Annotated in this window: 15 protein-coding genes; 14 read left to right on the forward strand and 1 reads right to left on the reverse strand. The window is 62.1% G+C overall.

The genetic code is table 11. From position 1 onward, the window contains the following. The 11 genes from VN004_RS07885 to VN004_RS07935 all read left to right on the forward strand — a co-directional run. A partial coding sequence (locus tag VN004_RS07885; protein ID WP_325608693.1) for a phenylacetate--CoA ligase family protein occupies window positions 1–996 on the forward strand: 996 nt, incomplete at its 5' end. 128 nt (window positions 997–1,124) lie between these two features. Next, the gene (locus VN004_RS07890) at window positions 1,125–2,333 is read left to right on the forward strand and encodes an FAD-binding protein (protein ID WP_325608695.1); all 1,209 of its coding nucleotides are present in this window, start codon (window positions 1,125–1,127) and stop codon (window positions 2,331–2,333) included. A 2-nt stretch (window positions 2,334–2,335) separates the two neighbouring features. Then, on the forward strand, window positions 2,336–3,697 hold the full coding sequence (gene glcF, locus VN004_RS07895) for a glycolate oxidase subunit GlcF (protein WP_325608697.1): 1,362 nt from the start codon (window positions 2,336–2,338) through the stop codon (window positions 3,695–3,697). A 33-nt stretch (window positions 3,698–3,730) separates the two neighbouring features. After that, on the forward strand, window positions 3,731–4,069 hold the full coding sequence (locus tag VN004_RS07900; RefSeq protein ID WP_325608699.1) for a hypothetical protein: 339 nt from the start codon (window positions 3,731–3,733) through the stop codon (window positions 4,067–4,069). A gap of 143 nt (window positions 4,070–4,212) precedes the next feature. After that, window positions 4,213–4,566: a Rieske (2Fe-2S) protein gene (locus tag VN004_RS07905; protein ID WP_325608701.1), complete on the forward strand. Its 354-nt coding sequence runs from the start codon at window positions 4,213–4,215 to the stop codon at window positions 4,564–4,566. Further along, on the forward strand, window positions 4,550–4,816 hold the full coding sequence (locus VN004_RS07910; RefSeq protein WP_325608703.1) for a hypothetical protein: 267 nt from the start codon (window positions 4,550–4,552) through the stop codon (window positions 4,814–4,816). Before VN004_RS07905 ends, VN004_RS07910 begins: the two co-directional genes overlap by 17 nt. Window positions 4,817–4,827: 11 nt before the next feature. Beyond that, window positions 4,828–6,042, forward strand: a complete 1,215-nt coding sequence (locus VN004_RS07915; protein ID WP_325608705.1) for an amidohydrolase family protein — start codon at window positions 4,828–4,830, stop codon at window positions 6,040–6,042. 163 nt (window positions 6,043–6,205) lie between these two features. Further along, entirely contained in the window at window positions 6,206–7,162 is a 957-nt protein-coding gene (locus VN004_RS07920) for an ABC transporter substrate-binding protein (protein WP_325608707.1), read from the forward strand. A gap of 174 nt (window positions 7,163–7,336) precedes the next feature. After that, entirely contained in the window at window positions 7,337–8,404 is a 1,068-nt protein-coding gene (locus VN004_RS07925) for a hypothetical protein (RefSeq protein ID WP_325608709.1), read from the forward strand. 297 nt (window positions 8,405–8,701) lie between these two features. Next, window positions 8,702–9,571 carry a TorF family putative porin gene (locus VN004_RS07930; protein WP_325608711.1) on the forward strand — a complete coding sequence of 290 codons (870 nt, stop codon included), beginning with the start codon at window positions 8,702–8,704 and terminating at the stop codon, window positions 9,569–9,571. A 70-nt stretch (window positions 9,572–9,641) separates the two neighbouring features. Then, the gene (locus VN004_RS07935; protein ID WP_325608713.1) at window positions 9,642–10,148 is read left to right on the forward strand and encodes an HPP family protein; all 507 of its coding nucleotides are present in this window, start codon (window positions 9,642–9,644) and stop codon (window positions 10,146–10,148) included. Between the two features lie 9 nt (window positions 10,149–10,157). Here VN004_RS07935 and VN004_RS07940 read toward each other — a convergent pair whose 3' ends face one another. Then, on the reverse strand, window positions 10,158–11,900 hold the full coding sequence (locus VN004_RS07940) for an ABC transporter ATP-binding protein/permease (protein ID WP_325608715.1): 1,743 nt from the start codon (window positions 11,898–11,900) through the stop codon (window positions 10,158–10,160). A 256-nt stretch (window positions 11,901–12,156) separates the two neighbouring features. Between VN004_RS07940 and VN004_RS07945 the strand changes: the two genes are divergently transcribed. The 3 genes from VN004_RS07945 to VN004_RS07955 all read left to right on the forward strand — a co-directional run. Further along, window positions 12,157–13,290, forward strand: a complete 1,134-nt coding sequence (locus tag VN004_RS07945) for a C4-dicarboxylate ABC transporter (RefSeq protein ID WP_325608717.1) — start codon at window positions 12,157–12,159, stop codon at window positions 13,288–13,290. 91 nt (window positions 13,291–13,381) lie between these two features. After that, window positions 13,382–14,050 carry a TRAP transporter small permease subunit gene (locus VN004_RS07950; RefSeq protein WP_325608719.1) on the forward strand — a complete coding sequence of 223 codons (669 nt, stop codon included), beginning with the start codon at window positions 13,382–13,384 and terminating at the stop codon, window positions 14,048–14,050. Beyond that, window positions 14,047–14,339, forward strand: a 293-nt coding sequence (locus VN004_RS07955) for a TRAP transporter large permease subunit (protein WP_325608721.1), incomplete at its 3' end; no start/stop codon positions are given. The genes VN004_RS07950 and VN004_RS07955, both read left to right, overlap by 4 nt.

Genomic DNA, 14,339 nt, shown 5'->3' on the forward strand with positions numbered 1-14,339 from the left:
TTCAATGTCACGCCGCCCTCAAAGGCGAAGCGGCTTCTGATGTCACCGGGACCGATCTTCGAGCCGGAGGGGCACGGGACGGACTTTGCCGGCGTAGCGCGTGCGATGTTCGCCGCCGGCTTTCGCGAGGGCCAGATCGTCCTGAACTGCTTTTCGTATCACCTGACGCCCGGCGCCTGGATGTTCGAATCCGCGGCAGAGGCGCTTGGCTGCGCCGTGATCCCGGGCGGTGTCGGCAATACCGAGCAGCAGGTCGAGGCGATCGCGCGGCTTCGGCCGGATGGCTATACCGGCACGCCCGATTTCCTGAAGGTCCTGCTCGATACAGCGGAGAAGTCCGGCAAGGATGCGTCCTCCATAAGGCGCGGCCTCGTCTCCGGGGCGGCGCTCCCGGCCTCGCTGCGGCAGGAGCTGTCCGCGCGCGGCGTCGACGTCCTGCAATGCTACGCCATCGCCGAGACCGGGGTGATCGCCTACGAGACGCCGGCCCGCGAAGGGCTGGTCGTGAACGAGAACATCATCGTCGAGATCGTGCGGCCCGGCACCGGCGACCCGGTGCCCGAAGGCGAGGTCGGAGAGGTGGTCGTGACCTCGTTCAATCCCGATTACCCGATGATCAGGCTCGCCACCGGCGATCTGTCGGCTGTGCTGCCGGGCCAGTCGCCCTGCGGCCGGTCCAATACGCGCATCAAGGGCTGGATGGGCCGCGCCGACCAGACCACGAAGGTCAAGGGCATGTTCGTGCGGCCCGAGCAGATCGCCGAGATCGCGAAGCGCCACCCGGAGCTGGGACGCTTGCGGCTCGTGGTCACGCGCGAGGGCGAGCAGGACGTCATGACGCTGCATGCCGAGGCTTCCGGTGGCGAAAGTCTCGCCGATGCGGTCGCCGGCACGATGCAGTCGGTCACCAAGCTCAAGGGAATGGTGAAGCTGGTGCCGCCCGGCAGTTTGCCGAACGACGGCAAGATCATCTCCGACGAGCGGTTGGTCTCTTGATGGTCTGCCGCCATTCTCTTGATGGTCTGCCGCATTCTCTTGATCGTCTGTCGCATTCTCTTGACCCTCTCGGCATTTGCGGGAAGAGGGTGGCTGGCATCCCTTGGATGCGAGCCGGGTGAGAGGCCGTGCCTGACAGATTGAAACCCCGCGACGCGAAGGACGTCGAAGACGCCGTCGGCTGGGCGCTGGCCGAAGGCAAGACGCTCGAGATCGTGGGGCAGGGCTCCAAGCGCGGCATCGGCCGCCCGAGTCAGTCCGACGTCACACTGGATCTGTCCGCGCTTGCCGGCGTCACGCTGTATGAGCCGGAGGAATTGGTGCTCTCGGCGCGCGCCGGGACCGCGATGAACGAGATCGAGCGGCTGGTCGCGCAAGCGAACCAGGAACTCGCTTTCGAGCCGGCCGATTACGGTTTGCTGCTCAACGGCACGCTTGGTCACGGGACCATCGGCGGCGTCCTCGCCAGCAATCTCTCCGGCCCGCGCCGGATCAAGGCAGGTGCCGCGCGCGACCATTTCCTCGGCATGAGCGCCGTGTCGGGGCGCGGCGAGACCTTCAAATCCGGCGGGCGCGTGGTCAAGAACGTGACCGGTTACGACCTCTGCAAGCTGATGGCCGGATCCTTCGGCACGCTGTCCGTCATGACCGAGGTCACCATCAAGACCTTGCCGCGTGCGGAAACGGAAACCACCGTCCTCCTCACCGGCCTCGACGACCAGCGTGCGGCGCGCGCCATGACCGACGCGATGGGGTCCTCGTGCGACGTCTCCGGCGCCGCTCATTTTCCGGCAGCGGTTGCGGCGCGCATGGCCGAGCTCGCGGGCGAACGGCCCGTGACCATGTTTCGTCTGGAGGGGGTGGCGCCCTCGGTCGCGCACCGCTCGCGTGCCCTGACGGCCCTTTTGAAAGGTTACGGTGCGGCCGAGACCATCGATGCCGAGATGTCGAAAGGACTGTGGCGAACGATCCGCGATGTGCGTCTGTTCGCCGGCGACAGCGGTCCGGTCTGGCGGGTGTCGACAGCGTCAACGAACGGTTTCGCGGTGGCGTCCGCCGCCGCGCAGGCCGGCGGGACTTACTTCTTCGATTGGGCCGGCGGACTGATCTGGATCGCGATGCCGCCATCGGACGACGCCGGTAACGCGGTGCTTCGGCCGGCGGTGGCCGAGGCGGGAGGACACGCGACGCTGATCCGCGCGCCTGCCGCCATCCGGGCTGCGGTGCCGGTATTCGATCCGCAGGATGCCGGCGTTGCCGCCTTGACGCAGCGGGTGAAGACCAGCTTCGATCCCAAAGGCATTCTCAATCCCGGCCGCATGTGGCCGGGGGTTTAGTCATGCAGACCCGCTTTTCCCTCGCACAGCTCGCCGATCCGGACACCGCCGAATCCAACAAGATCCTGCGGGCCTGTGTGCATTGCGGATTCTGCACCGCAACCTGTCCGACCTATGTGCTGCTGGGCGATGAACTCGATTCACCGCGCGGCCGCATCTACCTGATCAAGGACATGCTTGAGCAGGGGCGGCCGGCAACCGCTGACGTGGTGAAGCATATCGACCGCTGCCTGTCCTGCCTGTCCTGCATGACCACCTGTCCATCCGGGGTGCATTACATGCATCTCGTCGACCACGCCCGCGCGCATATCGAAAAGACCTATCGGCGGCCATGGCGCGACCGGCTGATGCGATCACTGCTCGCGACGGTGCTGCCCTATCCGGGCCGGCTGCGCGTTGCGCTGACGCTCGCGCCGCTGGCGCGACCCTTTGCCGGTCTTCTTTCGGCAATCGGACTGAAGCCGCTTTCGGCGATGCTGCGGCTGGCTCCGACCACCGCCATTCCTGCGACGCCGCCGACGACGCGCATTCATCCGGCCGAGGGGACCAGAAGAGGTCGGGTGGCGCTGCTGCAGGGCTGCGCCAACCAGGTGCTCGGCGAGCATGTCAACGCGGCGACGATCCGGGTGCTGAACCGCCTCGGCATTGAGGTGGTGACGCCGGAGGAGGAGTCCTGCTGCGGGGCGCTCGTCCATCACATGGGGCGCGAGCGCCAGTCGCACGCCCAGGCACGGGCCAACATCGACCTATGGATGCGGGAGATCGAGGGTGCCGGCCTCGATGCGATCGTGATCAACGTTTCGGGTTGCGGCACGACCGTGAAGGACTACGGCTTCATGCTGCGGACCGATCCGGCCTATGCCGAAAAGGCTGCGCGGGTCTCGAGCCTTGCCAAGGACATCAGCGAATATCTGGTCACCCTGCCGGCGTCCGGCCCGGTCCGACAGACGGGTCTGACGGTCGCCTACCACGCCGCCTGTTCACTGCAGCATGGTCAGCGTGTCATTCGTCAGCCCAAGGAGCTTCTGACCCGTCACGGCTTCATCGTGAGGGACATTCCGGAAGGGCATTTGTGCTGTGGCTCGGCCGGGACTTACAATATCTTGCAAAGCGACATTGCGCAGACGCTCCGGGACCGTAAGATCGCAAACATCGCTCAACTGAGTCCCGACGTGATCGCGGCAGGCAATATCGGATGTATGACGCAGATCGCATCGGGCACGGCGATCCCGGTGGTTCACCCGGTTGAGTTGATCGATTGGGCCACGGGAGGCCCGAAGCCGACGGGATTGTCCGGCGGCGCGCAAGCAATGCCGGGCGAAGGGGATCTGGTGACCGTCGCAAAGACTCAAGCACCAGCCTAGCGGCAGCCTAGCGCAAACTTTCGGAGAGAAGTCATGGCGAAGAAGGCAAAGAAGGGGAAGAAGGCCAAGAAGGCCAAGAAGGGCAAAAAAGCCAAGAAAGTGAGCATGCCCAAGAAGAAAAAAGGCGCAAAGAAAAGCGCGAAAAAAGGCGCGAAGAAAAGCGCAAAGAAGGGCGTGAAGAAAGGCAAAAAGGCCAAGAAAACCAAGGCCAAGAAGGCCGCTGCGTCCAGAAAGACCGCAGCACCGAAGAAGAAAAAGAGAGCAAGGAAGGCCGCGTCCAGGGCGGCTGCGCCTGCGTCTGAACCCGAAGCCGCTCCGGAATCGTCGAGCGACACGGGGTATCGGCCGTTCGGCGACTCCAGTTCGACCTGAAGAGGCTTCCAGACGTCAGATCAGTTCGGCCCGGCCTGCACAGCAGCCGGGCCGTTCGCTTTTTGGAAAGGGTCGCAATCCGTCACGGATGGTGTAGCCTTCTTGGGTCCGCATATGGAGAAGTGCTGTTGACCGAGATTTTCGTGACAAAAGCATCCGACCTGCCGGATGGCGAGCGGCGTATCGTGTCGCATAACGGCGTCGAGATCGGCGTCTTTCACTGGGAGGGCGCCTTCTATGCCTACCAGAACCTGTGCGTCCATCAGGGCGGCCCCGCTTGCGAGGGCCTGATCATGCATAAGGTCGAGGACGTCCTGGCGCCCGACCGCACCTGGCACGGCCAGCGCTTTTCCGCCGATCAGGTGCATTTCGTCTGCCCCTGGCATGGCTACGAATACGATCTGCGGACCGGTGAATGCGCGGCCGATCGGCGTCTCAAGCTGAAGACCTACGAGGTGGTGCGGCGTGGTGAGGACGTCTATGTCCGCGCCGACTGACGCCGCGGCGACGGCGGCCTTGCTCGCGGGTCTGCCGCACATGCGCGACGACGAGCTTCAGTCGCTGCTTGCGGCAACCATCCGCGAATATGCCGCGCGGGCCGAAACCTCTGACGATCCGCTGGCCGCGCTGCCGCCAGAGAGCGATGTCAGCGCTACCGAGGCCATGCTTGTGGTCTCCGCGATCCTGAAGGCCGTGAACATCCAGGTGTTCGAACTCGGGATGTGGCAATCCTGGTCGGGACGGTGAACGAGGCGAATATGGAACTTCCGCTCAGCGATTATCGCAAGATGGCCGTGGCCGAATTCGACACGACCAAGCTGCTCGCCCATGCCGCCCAGCAGGCCAGGGATCGGGGCTACGACCGCTTCCCGATCGTGGATGTGGACTCCCATCACTACGAGTCCGAATCCATGTCCGAGATCCTCGAATATCTGGACGATCCGGTTCTGCGCCAACTCATGCTCAGCGCGGGTCAGGCCAATGCCAAGAACAACGGCGTGTTGCCAACCGGCGTCGGCTATCAGGACATGGGCGGACGGGTTACCCGGTATCCGCTGCGCAAGATGGAGAAGGCCGACGGCCCCCAGCATCGCGACATCACGCTGACCAAGCGGTGGATGGATTGCATGGGTGTCGACATCGCGATCCTCTTTCCGACGCCGATGCTTCAACTCGGTGTGCATCCGCAGGTCGAAGTCGAAGTCGCACTGGCGCGCGCCTATAATCGATGGCTCTGCGAGAAAGTACTAGCGAAGGAGCCTCGCCTTCGCTCCATGCTCTATTTGCCCTTCAACGACGCCGAAGCCAGCTTCCGCATGGTGCAGGAATTCGGCCGGCACGAGGGCGTCTGCGGCTTCATGGTCACGGCGGCGCGCTACCGGCCGGTGCACCACAATTCCTATATGAAGACCTATGCGCTTCTGGAGGATCTCGGGCTGCCGCTCGGCTTCCATGCCGCCTATAACTGGAACGACCAGTCGATGTCGATGCTGAACCGGTTCATCTCGGTGCATGCGCTCGGCTTCACGGTTCACAACATGATCCACATGGCGAACTGGATCGTGAACGGGCTGCCGGAGCGCTTCCCCAAGCTCAAGGTCGTGTGGATCGAAAGCGGCCTTGCATGGATCCCGTTCATGATGCAGCGCTTCGACAACGAATACATGATGCGCTCGTCCGAGGCGCCGGCGCTGAAGCGGCCGCCGAGCGACTACATGCGCGAGATGTTCTACACGACGCAGCCGATGGAAATGACCGACATGGGCGCGCTGGAAACCACGATGCGCATGATCAACGCCGAGACCCAGCTGATGTATTCGTCGGACTATCCGCACTGGGATTTTGATTTGCCGTCGACGATCTACGATCTGCCGTTTCTCTCGGAGACCGCAAAGCGCAACATTCTCGGCGGCAACGCCATCAGGCTGTTCAATCTGAAGCTGCCCGAGAAGAAGCTGGCGCAGGTGGCGTGATGACCTGATCAGATACCGGCGTCATTGCGAGCGCAGCGAAGCAATCCATAAGCGATCGCACGGTATGGTGGATTGCGTCGTCGCTTCGCTCGTCGCGATGACGACTTTGTCGAAATAGACCGGACACGAAAGAAGATCCGGCCATAAACCACGGGAGGACGTCATGCTGAGGCTTATCTTGGCCGCACTTGCGCTTGCGCTCTCGCCGCTTGCGGCGGCCGCGCAGACCGACACGCTGAAGGTTGCGATCTCGCAGCGGTTTTTCTGGGACTCGTCCTTTGTCGAATTCGCCGAGAAAGCCGGATTCTTCAAGGAAGCCGGCCTTACGGTGGAGCCGTTCTATACCGATGGCGGCGCGGCGACCCTGACCACGGTACTCTCGGGCAGCACCGATATCGGGCTCTCCAACGGACTGCTGGGCGTGATCGGAGCCTATGTGAAGGGCGCGCCGGTGCGCGTGATTTCCGCGCAGATGACCGGCGCCGGCGAGCTCTATTGGTACGTGAAGTCCGACAGCCCGATCAAATCGTTCAAGGACCCGGCGATCAAGACCGTGGCGTTTTCCTCGCCTGGCTCTTCGTCGAACCTGATCCTGCTCGCGCTGCTCAAGCAGGCCGGCTCCGGCGCGAAGACGGTGGCGACCGGCGGTGCGCCCGCGACACTGACGCAAGTGATGACCGGGCAGATCGATGTCGGCTGGGCGGCAGCGCCGTTCGGTCTGAAACAGCTCAACGAGCAGCAGATCCGCGTGGTTGCCCGCACCCTCGACGTGCCGCAGCTCGCCAACCAGACGATCCGCGTGAACATCGCCAACGAGAATGCGCTGAAGACCAAGCGCGCCGCGATCGAGAAATTCATGCGCGTCTATGCACGCGCGATCGACTGGGCCTACGAGAATCCCCGCGCCATCGAGATCTTCGCCGAGAACATGAAGCTGCCGCCCGACATCGCGAAGAAAGCCGTCAGCGAATTCTATCCGAAGGCGGGGCTGCAGATCGGCGAGATCAAGGGCCTCGACCTCACGCTGCAGGATGCGCTGGACTACAAATACATCCCTGCGGCGAAGACCGCTCAGGATATCGCGCCGCTTTTCGATATCGTCTACAAGCCCGGAAAATGAGGAACCCTGCGCAAGCAGCGGGTCTCCATTTCCTGATTTGAAACACCCATCGGCCGACGGATTTGCCCCGGCATGCGAGCATTGCATCGCATGCGCGGGGGCTGGTAGCATTGATCTGTGGCGGCCTTATCGGCACGCCGAACAAATCCACAAAACCGACCGGAGGGTTCGCCTATGGCGTACAACATTCTCATTCTGGGCGCAGCTTACGGTTCGCTGCTCGCCTCGAAGATGCTGTTCGGCGGACATAAGATCCATCACGTGTGTCTGCCCGCCGAAGCGGACCTCATCAATTCGCAAGGCTTCCTCATTCGCCTGCCGGTGAAGGGCCGCAAGGACCCCGTCATCCTGGATTCGCGCAAGCTTCCGGGGCAGGTGACCGCGAGCGGTGCGGCCGGTGTCGATCCCTCGAAATACGATCTGGTCGGCCTTGCCATGCAGGAGCCGCAATATCGCTCGCCGGGGGTGCGCGAGCTCCTGGATGCCGTGGCGAAATCGCGCGTGCCCTGCATGTCGATCATGAACATGCCGCCGCTCGCCTATATGCGGCGCATTCCGGGGCTGAGCGCTGACTCGCTGAAGCCCGCCTATACCGATCCCAGCGTCTGGGACAATTTCGATCCCGGAAAGATCACGCTGTGCAGCCCCGACCCGCAGGCGATTCGTCCACCGGACGAGCCGGCCAATGTGTTGCAGGTGACGCTGCCGACCAATTTCAAGGTCGCCAAGTTCGACGACGACAAGGACACCGCGATCCTGCGCCAGCTCGAAAAGGAGATCGATGCGATCCGCTTCGATCCGGGCGACGGCAATCCCATCGAGCTGCCGGTCAAGCTGCGGGTCTACGATTCGCTGTACGTGCCGCTGGCCAAATGGGCGATGCTGCTGGCGGGAAATTACCGCTGCATCACGCCGGACGGCATGCGCACGGCGCAGGAGGCGGTGCACAGCGACATCGAGACCTCGCGTACGGTCTATAACTTCGTCAACGACCTCGTGGTGAAGCTCGGCGCCAACCCCAACGATCTGGTGCCATTCGAGAAATACGCCGCGGCTGCCCAGAGCCTGTCCCGGCCGGCGTCGGCGGCGCGCGCCTTGAATAATGGGGCGCAATTCATTGAGCGGGCCGACAAGCTGGTCCAGCTCATCGCCAAGCAAAAGGGGCTGAGCCTGCCGGCCATCGACGCCCAGGTCGCCCTTGTCGATCAGCGCCTGGAAGCGAATCGCAAGAAGGCAGCCTGACCCGACGGGATCATTTCAAGCCTCCAGGAGCGCCGGGAAGCCTTGGTTTCCCGGCGCTTCTCGTTGCTTTCCTGCAACATGTTAATGGATTGTGACGGCGGCCTGTGAATTTGGCCCTGTTTGCATTCGAAACGCCCAAAAAGGCAGCAGCTGCGCAAAAATTCGCGTTGGCGATGCACCCTGTTCCATGCCGAATAACGCCAACTGCAAGGTGAAGGGCAGGGGTCGTTTAGGGGTCTGGTGTCTGGTCGCCAACGATCACCAAGCGCCAACGTACGAAATCAAAGGGGCGAAGAGATGAAGAAATACGTGATGCCGGCGGTCGTTGCTGCTGCTGTTATGGGCGCCGCGCCGGCACTCGCTGCGGATATCGCACCGGTCTACAAGGCGCCGCCGGCGCCGGTTGCGGTCAATCCCTGGAACGTCGCCATCGGTGGCTCTGTCATGACCGACTATAACTTCCGCGGCATTTCGCAGTCCGATCGCGGACCCTCGGTCGGTGCTTATTTCGAAGGCCAGTACAAGGCGAGCGACCTGATCACCTTCTATGCCGCGGTTGCGGGCATGAGCGTCGACCTTCCGACCAATCCGACGGCCGAAATCGACTATTATGGCGGTGTCCGCCTGAGCACCGGCAAGCTGAGCTGGGACTTCGGCGTATGGTATTACCACTATCCGAAGGAAGGCATCGCGGGCATCCCGGTCGACACCGACTTCTGGGAAGTCTACGGCAAGGTGTCCTGGGCGGCGACCGATCAGTTCACCCTCGGCGGTGCCGTGTACTACGCGGATGACTGGCTGAATACCGGTGGTTCAGGCACCTACCTGTCGGGCACTGCGAAATACACTTTCCCGGCCATGGGGTCCTGGGGTGCCTATGTCTCCGGCGAGATCGCCCACTACTGGCTTGGCACCACGACGGCGGCGCTGGGCTCGATCGACCTGCCTGACTACACGTACTGGAACGCGGGTATCGGCTTTACCTACAAGGCGCTCACCGTCGACCTGCGCTATCACGACACCGACCTGAACCAGGTCGAGTGCGGCGTCCTGACGGGCAATGCGAGTGCCGGCGTCACCCCGGCTGGCGCGCCCAAGTCAAAGTGGTGCGGCGAGGCCTATATCGCCAAACTGTCCTTCGACACCACGCTGAACGATCTGAAGTAAGCGACGGTATCACCTCAGAGACTTTGCGAGCGGCGGCCGAAAGGCCGCCGCTTTTGCATGTCCGCGCGGCTTGTGCGATGGCATCGCCATTGCACCGACGAACGTGATGCAGATGGAGCGGCAATACGGATTGATGGTGGCGGGCGCGACGGGTGGCAGCCTCGCCATTGGGCTCATGTACCTTCTGTCGATCCAGGCAGAATTTCCGCTGGCCTCCATTCCCTTTGCCACCTCGATCGTGCTGGTCACGGGCACGCCGGAAGCGGCGCCGGCGCAGCCGCGCGCGCTGGTCGGCGGTCACATCCTGTCTGCCCTTGTCGGGGTCATTGCGCTGAAGCTGGCCGGGCCGGAAGCCTGGGTCGCGGCGCTGGCCGTGGGCCTTGCCATGCTGGCCATGCTCGCGACCGACACGTTTCACCCGCCGGCCGGGATCAACCCGCTCATCATCGTGATGAACAGCATGTCCTGGAGCTTCGTGCTGATCCCCGTCGCCGCGGGTGCGCTGCTGCTGCTGGTCTATACGTTTTTCTGGGTCAATGTCGTGCGACGCACGCCATGGCCCAAGCGCTGGTTCTGATCGGCAACATCACTCGGCCGCGGCGGCCGGTGTCGTTTCCGAAAGCTTGTGGGCATTGCCGTCGGGCTTGAGGGTGACGTGTCGGCGGTGAAACTCATGCAGTGTCGAGCGGTGTCCGATCGAGACGATCGTGGTGTCCTTCAGGCGGGTGTGAAGGAGTCCGTACAGTCTTGCTTCCGACGGCTCGTCGAGGGAGGCGGTCGCTTCATCGAGGAAGAGGTAATCCGGCGCTTGCAGCAAAGCCCGCGCAACGCCGAGACGCTGCTGCTCGCCGAGTGACAGGATCCGGTTCCAGTGAGCCTCTTCGTGCAGTCGTCCGGTCAGACTCGATAGTCCCACGGCGCCGAGCGCCTCGATCAACGTCGCATCGTCGAACGCCTGCGCGGTCGGGTAGGACAACGCGTTGGCGAGGGTCGTTTCCGGAAAGTAAGGGCGCTGCGGCAGCACCATGACGCGAGCGCCTTCGGGTATCACGACCCGCCCCTTGCCGAACGGCCACAGACCGGCGATCGCACGAAACAGCGTCGATTTTCCCGCGCCGGAGGGGCCGGTCAGCAGCACATGCTCGCCCGGCGTGAATTCGGACATTGCCGGCGCGAGCAATTGCGTGCCGTCGGGACGGCTCACCGACAGATTCTCGATACGAACGGCGCGCGCGCCGCTCTCCGGCTCGATCGCGATGTTCGAGGCGGCCGCCATGGCCTGCGCCTCGTCAAGCGCGCGGTTAAATCCCGTCAAGCGATCCACGATCGCTGCCCATTCGGCGATGGTGCGATAGAAGGTCACGAAGAATGACAGCGATTCCTGCACGCTGTTGAACGCGCTCGCGGTCTGCGTCAGCGTGCCGAGCGGCACGGCGCCGGAGAAATAGGCCGGACTGACGACGACATAGGGCAGGATCAGCGCGATCTGCGCATGGCTTTGCTGAACGAAGATCACTTTCTTCTGCCGCGAGATCAGAGCCATGAAGTTCTGGATGACATGCGCGAAGCGTTCGCCCAGCCGGGTCTTCTCGGCTTCTTCGCCATCCAGCAAGGCGATCTGTTCCGCATTCTCGCGAACCCGGATCAGACTGAAGCGAAAGTCGGCTTCGAAACGCTGCTGACGAAAGTTGAGGGCGGCGAGCGGCCAGCCGATCCAGTGGGCGAGCAGGGTTCCGCCTACCGAATAGACGAGCGCGACCCAGACGAGGTAGCCCGGAATATTAAGATCGGTGCCGAACACCGTCAGCGGCGCCGCGGCCGACAGGCCCCACAGGATCGCGAAGAATGACAGAAGCGTCACAATTGCCCCGAGCAGGCGTATCACGATGGTGAGCGATTTCTCGATAAACTGATTGATGTCATCAGCGATGCGCTGGTCCGGATTGTCTGCTGCATCGCCAAATAGCTGCATGCGGTAATGCGTCGAACTGGCCAGCCAGCGATCGAGATAGACCCGTGTCATCCACGTACGCCAGCGGATCTGCAGCCACTGATTCAGGTAAAGCTGATAGACCGCGAGTACGATGTAGAGCGCAGCCAGCACGCAGAAGATACTGAGTTCCGCGACAAAGCGGTCCCAGTTGCGATCCTGCAATGCATTGAAAAACCGCGCATTCCATTGATTTATGAGCACGTTCACTGCGACGATCGACAACTCGATGCCGATCACCGCGCCAAGCAGGATGAGACCAGCGCGGCGGTCCTCCGAACGGAAATAAGGCAACGACAGGCGGAAGACTTCCCTGAACAGCCGGACCAGGTCTTTCACACCTTCACCTCTTGAAAAACCGAAGCCGCGCTAAGTGACAGGGCCGTAATGTTTTTGGGGTCGGCTTGTGCATTCTCGCTGACACATGCGATGGGCCCGGAAAATTCTGCAGGCCGGACTTTCGTCAGGCTTGTGCAATTCCGGCAACCCGTCCAAACTATGACGAGGCCCGCTGGAATATCATATAAGTTCCCGCGGTTAATCACGAAAACGGCATCCAAGCCGTAACCAAGAATGGTCGCTAGGGAGGACCTTCATGACCAACAAAGTTGAGAAGACGTCGCGTCGCAAATTTCTGCTGGCGGCGGGTGCTGCCGCGGGCGCAACCGCTGTTACTGCTCCGAATGTCGTAAAGGCACAGGGTCCGGTCAGCATGCGCTGGCAGAGCACGTGGCCGTCCAAGGACATCTTCCACGAATATGCAATCGACTTCGCCAAGAAGGTCAACGACATGACCGGCGGCGACCTCAAGATCGAGGTGCTCCCGGCGGGTGCCGTTGTGCCGGCTTTCCAGCTCCTTGATGCGGTGTCGAAGGGCGTCCTCGATGGCGGACACGGCGTGCTTGTGTATCACTACGGCAAGCAGAATGCGCTCGCGCTGTGGGGCTCGGGCCCTGGCTACGCAATGGACGCCAACATGCTGCTGTCCTGGCACAAATACGGCGGCGGCAAGGAATTGCTGGATGAAATCTTCAAGTCGATCGGCGCCAATGTCGTCTCGTTCCCCTACGGCCCGATGCCGACCCAGCCGCTCGGCTGGTTCAAGAAGCCGGTCACCAAGGTGGACGACTTCAAGGGCTTGAAGTTCCGCACCGTCGGTATCTCGATTGACGTCTTCTCCGGGCTGGGCGCTGCGGTCAACGCGCTGCCGGGCGGCGAAATCGTTGCCGCAATGGACCGCGGCCTGATCGAAGCGGCCGAGTTCAACAATGCGTCCTCGGATCGTGCGCTCGGCTTCGCCGACGTGTCGAAGATCTACATGCTGCAGAGCTATCACCAGAACGCCGAGCAGTTCGAGATCTCGTTCAACAAGACGAAGTACGATGCCCTGCCGGCGAAGATGCGGGCGATCATCGAGAATGCCGTCGAAGCTGCCTCGCAGGATATGTCCTGGAAGGCGATCGATCGCTACTCGCAGGACTATGTCGATCTGCAGACCAAGGACAAGGTCCGCGTGTACAAGACGCCGGACGCGGTCCTGAAGCGGCAGCTCGAAATTTTCGACGAGGTCGCCAAGAAGTACGCGGCAAACAACCCGCTGTTCAAGAAGATCGTCGAGTCGCAATTGGCCTTTGCCAAGCGTGCGACGCAGTGGGAAAACGACACGATCGTGAGCCGCAAGATGGCCTACGATCACTATTTCGGGCCGAACGCAAAGGCTCCGATCTGACGGCGAGCTGTTCGTCTCTGGCACCATTCCGCAGACAGCGGAATGGTGCTTTGCTTCCGAACGACAGCGGGTCAGATAATTTGGTACATCCATGAGCGTTCAAAGCGTTCTTCACGCGATTGACGGCTTCAGCACATGGGTCGGTAAGGTCTTCGCCTGGCTGATCATTGCGCTGACCGCCGTCGTCTGTATCGAAGTCTTCAAGCGATACGTTCTCAATACGCCGACGGCGTGGATTTTCGACGCCGAGAACATGCTGTACGGCACGCTGTTCATGATGTGCGGCGCCTATACGCTCGCGCAGAATGCGCATGTGCGGGGCGATTTTCTGTACAGCTCGATGCGGCCGCGGACGCAGGCAAGCCTCGATCTCGTTCTCTATGTGGTGTTTTTCATTCCCGGCATTGCGGCGCTGATCTATTCGGGCTGGATTTTCGCCCTGGATTCCTGGCGGATCAACGAACACTCGACCGTCACTGCCGACGGCCCTCCGGTGTGGCAGTTCAAATTCGTGATTCCGATCGCCGGCGCAATGGTGATGATCCAGGGCATTGCCGAGATCATCCGCTGCATCGTGTGCCTCAAAACCGGCGAGTGGCCGACCAGGCTTAAGGACGTCGCCGAGATCGACGTCGTCGAAGAGCAGCTTGCAAACAGCGAATATGTCGACGAGGAGTCGCGCAAGATCGCCATTGAGCGCGCCAAGGAGATCGACGAGGCCGCGCGGCAGCGCGGTATGGGCGGAGACCTTCAGACATGAGCGACCCCGCCCTCGGATTGCTGATGCTCAGCCTCATTGTGGTCGTGATCATAATGGGGTTCCCGACAGCGTTCACGCTGATGGGTCTCGGCATATTTTTCGGATTCATCGCCTATTTCAAAAGCGGTCAGTTCTGGTGGGAGAACGGCGTTTTCGACCTGATGGTCCAGCGCACCTACGGAGCGATGACCAACGACGTTCTGATCTCGATCCCGCTTTTCGTCCTGATGGGATACGTGATGGAGCGCGGCGCGCTGGTCGACAAGATGTTCTATTCGATCCAGCTTGC

The organism is Pseudorhodoplanes sp. (assembly GCF_035565855.1).
Classification (GTDB): domain Bacteria; phylum Pseudomonadota; class Alphaproteobacteria; order Rhizobiales; family Xanthobacteraceae; genus Pseudorhodoplanes.